Source organism: Acidovorax sp. HMWF018 (assembly GCF_003061035.1).
GTDB classification, from domain to species: Bacteria; Pseudomonadota; Gammaproteobacteria; order Burkholderiales; family Burkholderiaceae_C; genus Acidovorax; species Acidovorax delafieldii.
The window spans coordinates 1-10,129 of the sequence record NZ_QAIM01000174.1 but is presented as its reverse complement, the minus strand read 5'-3'; the positions used below and the strand labels follow the sequence as shown (position 1 = coordinate 10,129).

Here is a 10,129-nt window from a genome sequence, read left to right as displayed (position 1 = left end):
CCCATGCTTCGTGAACTGACTCGCCGTGGATGTCTGAGCGGCGCGCGCCAGCGCAGAGCGAGTTCCACGGCGCACCCCGCAACCGCCCCGCCGCAGGTTTGCCCCGTCGCACAGCGAAGGGGTCGCAGACTGGGGGTCGCCTTTCTTTTGGGTACTTTTCTTTGGCGAAGCAAAGAAAAGTACCTCGCCCGCCGGGTCGACTCCCGGCCTCCGCACTCAACAAAGGCACGCCACCCACTCAGCGCACGAAAACCAACACTACAAAATCAATAGCTACCAACACATATCCCGCTAGCGCATCCAGCCAATATCAACCAAAACCATCAATCCCCCACCTCCAACCGCCTCCCGTACTGCACCAGACTCGTCTGCTTCAACGCCTTCATCATCACCTTCGCCGCCGGCGACAACAGCCGGTCCGACCGCGTGATGATTCCGAACGCATCCATATGGCACGGCATCGCCAGCGGCAACACCGTCACGATCCCATGCGCCGCGTAATAGCGCGCCACATCCTCCGCCACCACCGCAATCATGTCGCTCTGCTGCAGCATGCGCGTGATGAACAACAGGGCCGATGTCTCCACCGTGTGCAGCGGCGGCGCCAGCCCGTCCTGCTGGAACATCAGGTCAAACCGGTGCCGCAACACGCTGCCCGCCGGCGGCACGATCCAGCTGGCCGACACCACGTCGCGCAGCGTCAACCCGGTCATGCTCGACAGCGGGTGGCCCGGGCGCGTCATGGCGCAGACCAGCTCCTCCGTCAGCGACTCATAGCGCAGGTTCTCCTTGTCGTGCTCCTCGTACAAGCGGCCCACCACGATGTCGAGCTTGCCCTGCTCCAGCCGCTCCAGCAGCACCGGGCTGGTCTCGATGTCGAGCGAAATGCGCAGGCTGGGATGCTCCTGTTTGACCAGCGCCACGGCGGCGGGCAGGAGGCTCAGGCCGGGTGAGGTGATGGCGCCGATGCCCACTTGGCCATAGTGCCCGCGCTTGAGCGCACCGATCTCGTCGTGCGCCTGGTTCAGGTTGGCCAGGGCCATGCGCGCGTGGCGGATCATCGTTTCGCCGTACCAGGTGGGGCGCATGCCACGCGGCAGGCGGTCAAACAGCGACACCTCCAGCACGTCCTCCAGGTCCTTGAGCAGCTTGGAGGCAGCGGGCTGGGTCATGCTGAGCACCTGGGCGGCGCGGTGGATGTTGCCCTCTTCGGCCAGGGCCACCAGCAGCAGCAGTTGGCGCGTCTTGAGGCGGGCGCGGATGAACCAGTGGTTGTAGGTGCTCATGGATGGCGAAGGACGGGAAAAAAAGGGAGGGGTTTTCCAGAATGCAAAGAACGATATGTATTTTGTCTAAAAAACGATTGGATTGATATCGAAACCTTCCATAGACTTCGCCGCAACTGCAACAAAGGCCTCTCTCCATGAAGCTCGGCGACCTCCAGCTCAGCCCCCGGCACCTGATCAACGGCCGGTGGGAAATCGGCACCACCACCGGCATCAGCACCAACCCGTCGGACACCCGCGAGGTGGTGGCCGAATACGCCCGCGCCGACCGCAACCAGACCGAGCTGGCCGTGCGCGCTGCGGCCGACGCCCTGCCCACCTGGAGCCAGAGCACACCCCAACGCCGCGCCGACGTGCTGGACATGATCGGCAGCGAGCTGCTAGCGCGCAAGGACGAGCTGGGCGCACTGCTGGCGCGTGAAGAAGGCAAGACGCTGCCTGAAGGCATCGCCGAGGTGGCGCGCAGCGGGCAGATCTTCAAGTTTTTTGCGGGAGAGGCGCTGCGCATCCAGGGCGAACTACTCGCCTCGGTGCGCCAAGGCGTGCAGGTGGACGTAACCCGCGAGCCCGTGGGCGTGGTGGGCATCATTGCGCCGTGGAACTTCCCGTTCGCCATCCCGGCCTGGAAGATCGCCCCGGCCCTGGCCTACGGCAACACCGTGGTGTTCAAGCCCGCCGAGCTGGTGCCCGCCTGTGGCTGGGCGCTGGCCGAAATCATCAGCCGCAGCGGCCTGCCCGCCGGTGCCTTCAACCTCGTCATGGGCAGCGGCCGCGAGGTGGGCCAGACGCTGGTGGACCACCCGCTGGTCAATGCGCTGAGCTTTACCGGCTCTGTTTCCACAGGCGACCGCATCTTGCGTGCGGCCAGCCAGCGCCGTGCCAAGGTGCAGCTGGAGATGGGCGGCAAGAACCCGCTCATCGTGCTGGCCGACGCCGACCTGGACCAGGCGGTGGACTGCGCGCTGCAGGGCTCGTATTTCTCCACCGGTCAACGCTGCACCGCATCGAGCCGCCTCATTGTCGAGGCCGAGGTGCACGACGCCTTTGTGGCGCGCCTGCGCAACCGGCTGGCCAGCCTGAAGGTGGGCCACGCGCTGGAGCGCGGCACCGAGATGGGCCCGGTGGTGGATGACAACCAGCTGGCACAAAACCTGGACTACATCGACATTGCGAAGAGCGAGGGAGCGGAGCATGTCTGGGGTGGCGAGCGCCTGGAGCGCCCCACCCCAGGCCATTACATGAGCCCAGCCCTCTTCCTGGCCCGCCCCGAGCACCGCGTGGCGCGCGAGGAAATCTTTGGCCCCGTGGCCTGCGTGCTGCGGGCCGACGACTACGAGCACGCACTGGCCTTGGCCAACGACACGCCCTTTGGCCTGTGTGCGGGCATCTGCACCACGTCGCTCAAGCGCGCCATGCACTTCAAGCGCCACGCTGCCGTGGGCATGACCATGGTGAACCTGCCCACGGCGGGGGTGGACTTCCATGTGCCGTTTGGCGGCCGTAAGGAGTCAAGCTACGGCGCCCGCGAGCAGGGGCGCTACGCCGCCGAGTTCTACACCACCGTCAAGACCGGCTACATGTTGGCTTGAGCCCTGCCCTTTTCGAGCGTTCCTTCTTTCCATCCCGCAACCATCGTCAACCAACCATTACAGACAGGAGACAAGATGATGAAAATGAACCGCCGCACCGTTGCTGCCGCCTTGGCCAGCGTGCCCGTGGCCGCCTTGCTGCCCGGCGCCGCCTGGGCGCAAAAGCCCCTCGTGCTGGGCTTCAGCCAGGTGGGGGCCGAGAGCGAATGGCGCACCGCCAACACCGAGTCCATCAAGTCGGCCGCCAAGGAGGCGGGCATCGAGCTGAAGTTTTCGGACGCGCAGCAAAAGCAGGAGAACCAGATCAAGGCCATCCGCTCGTTCATCGCGCAGAAGGTGGACGTGATTGCGTTCTCGCCCGTGGTGGAGTCGGGCTGGGAGCCCGTGCTGCGCGAGGCCAAGGCCGCCAAGATCCCCGTGGTGCTGACCGACCGCGCAGTGAACACCAAGGACACGTCGCTGTACGTGACCTTCATGGGCTCGGACTTTGTGGAAGAAGGCCGCAAGGCCGGCCGCTGGCTGGTGGAGAAGATGAAGGACCAGAAGGGCGACTTCAACATCGTCGAGCTGCAAGGCACCGTGGGCTCGGCCCCTGCCATCGACCGCAAGAAAGGCTTTGAAGAAGTCATCAAGGCCGACCCCAAGTTCAAGATCATCCGCAGCCAGACCGGTGACTTCACCCGCGCCAAGGGCAAGGAAGTGATGGAAGCCTTCCTGAAGGCCGAGGGCAAGAAGATCAACGTGCTGTACGCGCACAACGACGACATGGCGATTGGCGCCATCCAGGCCATCGAAGAGGCCGGCATGAAGCCCGCCAAGGACATCGTGATCATCTCCATCGACGCGGTGAAGGGCGCCTTCGAAGCCATGATCGCCGGCAAGCTCAACGTGAGCGTGGAATGCAGCCCCCTGCTGGGTCCGCAGCTGATGAGCGCTGTGAAGGACATCAAGGCAGGCAAGGCGGTACCCAAGCGCATCGTGACCGAAGAAGGCATCTTCCCGATGGAAGTGGCGGCGAAGGAAATGCCGAACAGGAAGTATTAACCCCCTGAGGCGCTGCGCGCCTTCCCCCTTTCTCTCGCATCGCTGCGCGATGCGGGAAGGGGGACGCCACTGGCCCGGCGGGGCGGCCCTTGGGCGGCGGCTCTGGCACTGGGCCGCGACAGTTTCGTAAGGCCGTGACGCATCCAAGCGGCAATCAAATCAAAACAACATCAGGAGACAGACTCAAATGAAGCGTGCAATTTTCAAGGCCGTGTTGGCCACCGTGGCACTGGCTGCCATTGGCGCCACGTCCGTGGCATCGGCCCAGGACAAGGGCACCATCGGCATCTCGATGCCCACCAAGTCCTCGGCGCGCTGGATTGCCGATGGCGACAACATGGTCAAGGTGCTCAAGGACCGGGGCTACAAGACCGACCTGCAGTACGCCGAAGACGACATCCCCAACCAGCTCGCGCAGATCGAGAACATGATCACCAAGGGTGCCAAGGTGCTGGTGATCGCGTCGATTGACGGCACCACGCTGTCCAAGGCGCTGCAAAACGCGGCCGACAAGGGCGTGAAGGTCATTGCGTACGACCGTCTCATCAAGGGCTCGAAGAACGTGGACTACTACGCCACGTTCGACAACTTCCAGGTGGGTGTGCTGCAGGCCACCTCCATCGTGGACAAGCTGGGCCTCAAGCAAGGCAAGGGCCCGTTCAACATTGAACTGTTCGGCGGCTCGCCGGACGACAACAACGCCTTCTTCTTCTACGACGGCGCCATGAGCGTGCTGCAGCCCTACATCGACAGCGGCAAGCTGGTGGTGCGCAGCAAGCAGACCGGCATGAACAAGGTGGGCACGCTGCGCTGGGATGGCTCGGTGGCCCAGGCGCGCATGGACAACCTGCTGTCGGCCTACTACGGCAAGGACAAGGTGCATGCGGTGCTGTCGCCCTATGACGGCATCTCCATCGGCATCCTGTCCTCCCTCAAGGGCGTGGGCTACTGCACCGCCCAGCAGCCCTGCCCCGTGGTCAGCGGCCAAGACGCTGAGGTGCCTTCCATCAAGTCCATCCTCAAGGGCGAACAGTCTTCCACCGTGTTCAAGGACACCCGCGAGCTGGCCAAGGTGGCCGCCAACATGGTGGACGCCGTGCTGACGGGCAAGCAGCCCGAGATCAACGACACCAAGACCTACAACAACGGCGTGAAGGTGGTGCCCTCGTACCTGCTCAAGCCCGTGTCGGTGGACGTATCCAACTGGAACACGGTGCTGGTCGGCAGTGGCTACTACAAGGAGTCCCAAATCAAGTGAGCGCGAGCGGCTTCTGCATGTAGAGCCGCCGCCTGCGAATGCTGCTGGGGCAGCGCAGGCGGCGTGCAACCGGGATGGGGCCCAAGGCCCTGCCAACAGACTGAGAGACCATGCTTCTTGAAATGCGGAACATCCGCAAAACCTTCCCTGGCGTGGTGGCGCTGAACCAGGTCAACCTGCAGGTGCAGGCCGGGGAGATCCATGCCATCGTCGGCGAAAACGGGGCGGGCAAATCCACGCTGATGAAGGTGCTGTCGGGTGTGTACCCGCACGGCAGCTACAGCGGCCAGATCCTGTTCGACGGGCAGGAGCGCGAATTTGCGGGCATCCGCGACAGCGAGCACCTGGGCATCATCATCATTCACCAGGAGCTGGCGCTAGTACCGCTGCTGTCGATTGCCGAGAACATCTTCCTGGGCAACGAAACCGCGCGGCACGGCGTCATCGACTGGATGGCTGCCCACAGCCGCGCCCAGGCACTGCTGCACAAAGTGGGCCTGCGCGAGTCGCCTGACACACCGGTGGGCCAGCTGGGTGTGGGCAAGCAGCAGCTGGTGGAAATTGCCAAGGCGCTGTCGCGCAAGGTGCGCCTGCTGATCCTGGACGAGCCCACAGCCAGCCTGAACGAGAACGACAGCCAGGCCCTGCTGGACCTGCTGCTGGAGCTGAAAGCCCAGGGCATCACCTGCATCCTGATCTCGCACAAGCTCAACGAAATCTCGCGCGTGGCGGATGCGATCACCGTGCTGCGCGACGGCAGCACCGTGCAGATGTTGGACTGCCGCGAAGGCCCGGTGAGCGAGGACCGCGTGATCCAGGCCATGGTGGGCCGCGAGATGAGCGACCGCTACCCCCAGCGCCAGCCGCAAGTGGGCGACATTGTTTTTGAGGTGCGCAACTGGCGCGCCCACCACCCGCAGCGCAGCGACCGCGAGCACCTCAAGGGGATCGACCTGAATGTGCGGCGCGGCGAGATAGTGGGCATTGCGGGCCTGATGGGCGCAGGCCGCACAGAGCTGGCCATGAGCATCTTCGGCCGCTCGTGGGGCCAGCGCATCAGCGGCGAAGTGCGGCTGCACGGCCAGCCCATCGACGTGAGCACTGTGGAAAAGGCCGTGCGCCACGGCCTGGCCTATGTGACCGAAGACCGCAAGGGCAATGGCCTGGTGCTGAACGAAGACATCCAGTTCAACACCTCGCTGGCCAACCTGCCGGGCGTGTCGTTCGCCAGCGTGATCGACAGCGGCCAGGAACACCGCGTGGCACAGGACTACCGCGAGAAGCTGCGCATCCGCTGCTCGGGTGTGGACCAGAAGACGCTGAACCTGTCGGGCGGCAACCAGCAAAAAGTGGTGCTGAGCAAATGGCTGTTCACCAGCCCCGAAGTGCTCATCCTCGACGAGCCCACGCGCGGCATCGACGTGGGCGCCAAGTACGAGATCTACACCCTCATCGCCCAGCTGGCCGCCGAGGGCAAATGCGTGATCGTGATCTCGTCCGAAATGCCCGAGCTGCTGGGCATCACGGACCGCATCTATGTGATGAACGAAGGCCGCTTTGTGGCCGAGATGCCCACGGCCGAGGCATCCCAAGAACGAATCATGCGAGCGATTGTGAAAGCCAGTTGATATGAGCCAGACCACCCATCCCCCCGCCAGCACGCTGGCCGACGGCAGCCCGACAGCAGCGGCGCGGCACGACAAATCGCTGTTGCAGCACCTGCAGCACAACCTGCGCGAATACGGCATGTTGATCACGCTGGTGGCCATCATGGGCTTCTTCCAGTACATGACCGAGGGCACGCTGATGCAGCCCTTGAACCTGACCAACCTGGTGCTGCAGAACAGCTACATCGTCATCATGGCGCTGGGCATGCTGCTGGTCATCGTGGCCGGGCACATCGACCTGTCGGTGGGGTCGGTGTGTGGTTTCATCGGCGCGCTGGCTGCGGTGCTGATGGTCGAATACAACTGGCACTTTGTGCCCGCCACGCTGGTGTGCCTGCTGTGCGGCGGGCTCATCGGCGCCATTCAAGGCGGGTTTGTGGCCTTCTCGCGCATTCCGTCGTTCATCGTCACGCTGGCGGGCATGCTGGTGTTCAAGGGCCTGGCGCTGGCGCTGCTGGCGGGTCAGTCGGTGGGGCCGTTCCCTTCGGCGTTCCAGATGCTCAGCTCGGGTTTCATCCCCGACCTGTTCAGCGTGGAAGGCCTGCGCCTGACCTCGCTGCTGCTGGGCGCTGCGGTGGCTGCGGCCCTGGCCGTGGGCGGACTGCGCCAGCGCGCCAACCGCCTGCGCCATGGCGTGCAGACAGAACCTGCAGGCCTGTTCATCGCACGCACGGTGGTGTTTGGCGGGCTGCTGGTGTACTTCAGCTACCTGCTCGCTTCGTACAAGGGCCTGCCCAACGTGCTGATCGTGATGGCGCTGCTGATCGTGCTGTTCGACTTTGTCACCAGCCGCACCACCATCGGCCGCCGCATCTACGCCATGGGCGGCAACGAGAAGGCGGCCAAGCTCTCGGGCATCAAGACCGAGCGGCTCACGCTGTATGCCTTCATCAACATGGGCGTGCTGGCGGCCCTGGCCGGGCTGGTGTTTGCGGCGCGGCTGAACACTGCCACGCCCAAGGCGGGCCTGGGTTTTGAGCTGGACGTGATTGCGGCCTGCTTCATCGGCGGCGCATCGGCATCGGGCGGCGTGGGCAAGGTGATGGGCGCGGTCATTGGCGCCTTCGTGATGGGCGTGATGAACAACGGCATGTCCATCCTGGGCATCGGCATCGACTACCAGCAGGTCATCAAGGGCGTGGTGCTGCTGGCCGCCGTTCTCGTGGACGTTTACAACAAGAACAAAGCGTGATGACCCCCATGGACGCGTCCACCGCTCACGCCCCCGCTGCCGCGCCTGTGCTGCAGCTTTCGGGAATCCACAAGCAGTTTGCGGGCATCCCCGTGCTGCGCGACGTGCAGCTCAACCTCTACCCTGGCGAGATCCATGCGCTGATGGGGCAAAACGGTGCGGGCAAGTCCACACTGATCAAGGTGCTGACGGGCGTGCTGGAGGCCAGCGGCGGCCAGATGCGGCTGGGAGGGGAAGCCGTGTGGCCCGACTCGCCCCTGGCCGCGCAGCGTCTGGGCATCAGCACGGTGTACCAGGAGGTCAACCTCTGCCCCAACCTCTCGGTGGCCGAGAACATCTTTGCGGGCCGCTACCCGCGCTGCGGCATCGCGCAGGGTTTTCGCATCGACTGGGCCACGCTGCACCAGCGCGCCCGCGATCTGGTGGCGCGCATCGGTCTGCAGATCGACGTGACGCGCCTGCTGTCGGATTACCCGGTGGCCGTGCAGCAGCTGGTGGCGATTGCGCGTGCACTCAGCATCGAATCGCGCGTGCTGATCCTGGACGAACCCACCTCCAGCCTGGACGACGACGAGGTGCAGAAGCTCTTCGAGGTGCTGCGACGCCTGCGCAGCGAGGGCCTGTCCATCGTCTTTGTGACGCATTTCCTGAACCAGGTGTATGCCGTATCCGACCGCATCACCGTGCTGCGCAACGGAAGCTGGGTGGGTGAGTGGCTGGCAAAGGACCTCGGACCTCAAGCCCTCATCGCCGCCATGCTGGGCCGCGATATGGCTGCGGCATCGGAGCAACCCGCACCAGCGCCGACCGTGGACAGCCACCAGACCACGCTGCTTCAAACCGAGGGCCTGGGGCAAGACACTCAACTGCAGCCGCTGGACCTGCAGATCCGCGCGGGCGAGGTGGTGGGCTTGGCCGGGCTGCTGGGCTCAGGCCGCACCGAGCTGGCGCGCCTGCTGTTTGGCCTGGAGCAACCCGACCGGGGCGCGCTGCGCATCGACGGGCAGGTGGTGAAGTTTGCCAACCCCATGGATGCGATCCGCCATGGCCTGGCCCTGTGCCCCGAAGAGCGCAAGACCGACGGCATCGTGGCCGAGCTGTCGGTGCGCGAGAACATTGCGCTGGCGCTGCAGGCGCGCATGGGTGTGAGCAAGTTCCTTTCGCGCGCCGAGCAGACGGCGCTGGCCGAACGCTATGTGAAGCTGCTGGGTATCAAGACCGAGACGGTGGACAAGCCCATCGGCCTGCTGTCGGGTGGCAACCAGCAAAAGGCGATCCTCGCGCGCTGGATGGCCATCGAACCGCGCCTTTTGATACTGGACGAACCCACGCGCGGCATCGACGTGGCCGCCAAGCAGGAAATCATGGACCAGATCCTGCGCCTAGCCCAGGCGGGCATGGCCGTGTTGTTCATCTCTTCCGAAATGAGCGAGGTGGTGCGCGTGGCGCACCGCATCGTGGTGCTCCGCGATCGCCACAAGGTGGGTGAACTTCCAGCTGGAAGTAGCGAGGACGCCGTCTACGAACTCATCGCCGCAGAACAACATGCCTGAAAAACGCAATACCCCCTCCCCCATTGCCGCGCTGATGCACCACCGACTGGCCTGGCCCATCATCACGCTGCTGTTGTTGCTGGGTATCAACACGGCTTTCAACGCGAGCTTCTTGAACATCGAATGGCGCGACGGGCACCTGTACGGCAGCCTCATCGACATCCTGAACCGCGCCGCACCGTTGGTGCTGGTGTCCCTGGGCATGACGCTGGTGATCGCCACACGCGGCATCGATATCTCGGTGGGTGCGACAGTGGCCATTGCAGCGGCCGTGGCAGCGTGGCTGATCGGCGGCTCGGTGTCGGGCACCGAAAGCCGGTTCCCGCTGCCGGTCGCCATCCTGGGCGCCATCGGCGTGGCACTGCTGTGCGGGCTTTGGAACGGCGTGCTGGTCGCCAAGGTGGGCATGCAACCCATCATTGCCACGCTGATCCTGATGGTGGCAGGCAGGGGCATCGCCCAGCTCATCACCGATGGGCAGATCATCACCATCTACTACACACCCTACTTCTTCATGGGGGGCGGGTACCTGGCGGGGCT

8 protein-coding genes are annotated in these 10,129 nt (G+C 64.5%); 7 read left to right on the top strand and 1 reads right to left on the bottom strand.

What is annotated here, in order from left to right; genetic code table 11:
- Window positions 1–323: 323 nt before the first annotated feature.
- Complete coding sequence (locus DBR23_RS06585) at window positions 324–1,286, bottom strand: LysR substrate-binding domain-containing protein (RefSeq protein WP_108497702.1); 963 nt, start codon at window positions 1,284–1,286, stop codon at window positions 324–326.
- Window positions 1,287–1,423: 137 nt separating this feature from the next.
- On the opposite strand from DBR23_RS06585, the gene DBR23_RS06580 reads away from it, so the two are divergent.
- The 7 genes from DBR23_RS06580 to DBR23_RS06550 form a co-directional block, all read left to right on the top strand.
- Window positions 1,424–2,875, top strand: coding sequence for an aldehyde dehydrogenase family protein (locus DBR23_RS06580; protein WP_108497701.1), 1,452 nt, complete (start codon window positions 1,424–1,426; stop codon window positions 2,873–2,875).
- 78 nt (window positions 2,876–2,953) lie between these two features.
- Window positions 2,954–3,919, top strand: coding sequence for an ABC transporter substrate-binding protein (locus tag DBR23_RS06575; protein ID WP_108497710.1), 966 nt, complete (start codon window positions 2,954–2,956; stop codon window positions 3,917–3,919).
- Between the two features lie 187 nt (window positions 3,920–4,106).
- Window positions 4,107–5,177 carry a multiple monosaccharide ABC transporter substrate-binding protein gene (gene chvE / locus DBR23_RS06570; RefSeq protein ID WP_056067543.1) on the top strand — a complete coding sequence of 357 codons (1,071 nt, stop codon included), beginning with the start codon at window positions 4,107–4,109 and terminating at the stop codon, window positions 5,175–5,177.
- A gap of 110 nt (window positions 5,178–5,287) precedes the next feature.
- Window positions 5,288–6,805, top strand: coding sequence for a multiple monosaccharide ABC transporter ATP-binding protein (gene mmsA, locus DBR23_RS06565; RefSeq protein ID WP_108497700.1), 1,518 nt, complete (start codon window positions 5,288–5,290; stop codon window positions 6,803–6,805).
- 1 nt (window position 6,806) lies between these two features.
- Window positions 6,807–8,036 carry a multiple monosaccharide ABC transporter permease gene (gene mmsB, locus DBR23_RS06560; protein ID WP_108497699.1) on the top strand — a complete coding sequence of 410 codons (1,230 nt, stop codon included), beginning with the start codon at window positions 6,807–6,809 and terminating at the stop codon, window positions 8,034–8,036.
- Window positions 8,036–9,589, top strand: coding sequence for a sugar ABC transporter ATP-binding protein (locus DBR23_RS06555; protein WP_199227648.1), 1,554 nt, complete (start codon window positions 8,036–8,038; stop codon window positions 9,587–9,589). Before mmsB ends, DBR23_RS06555 begins: the two co-directional genes overlap by 1 nt.
- Window positions 9,582–10,129, top strand: a 548-nt coding sequence (locus tag DBR23_RS06550; RefSeq protein WP_146191252.1) for an ABC transporter permease, incomplete at its 3' end; no start/stop codon positions are given. The genes DBR23_RS06555 and DBR23_RS06550, both read left to right, overlap by 8 nt.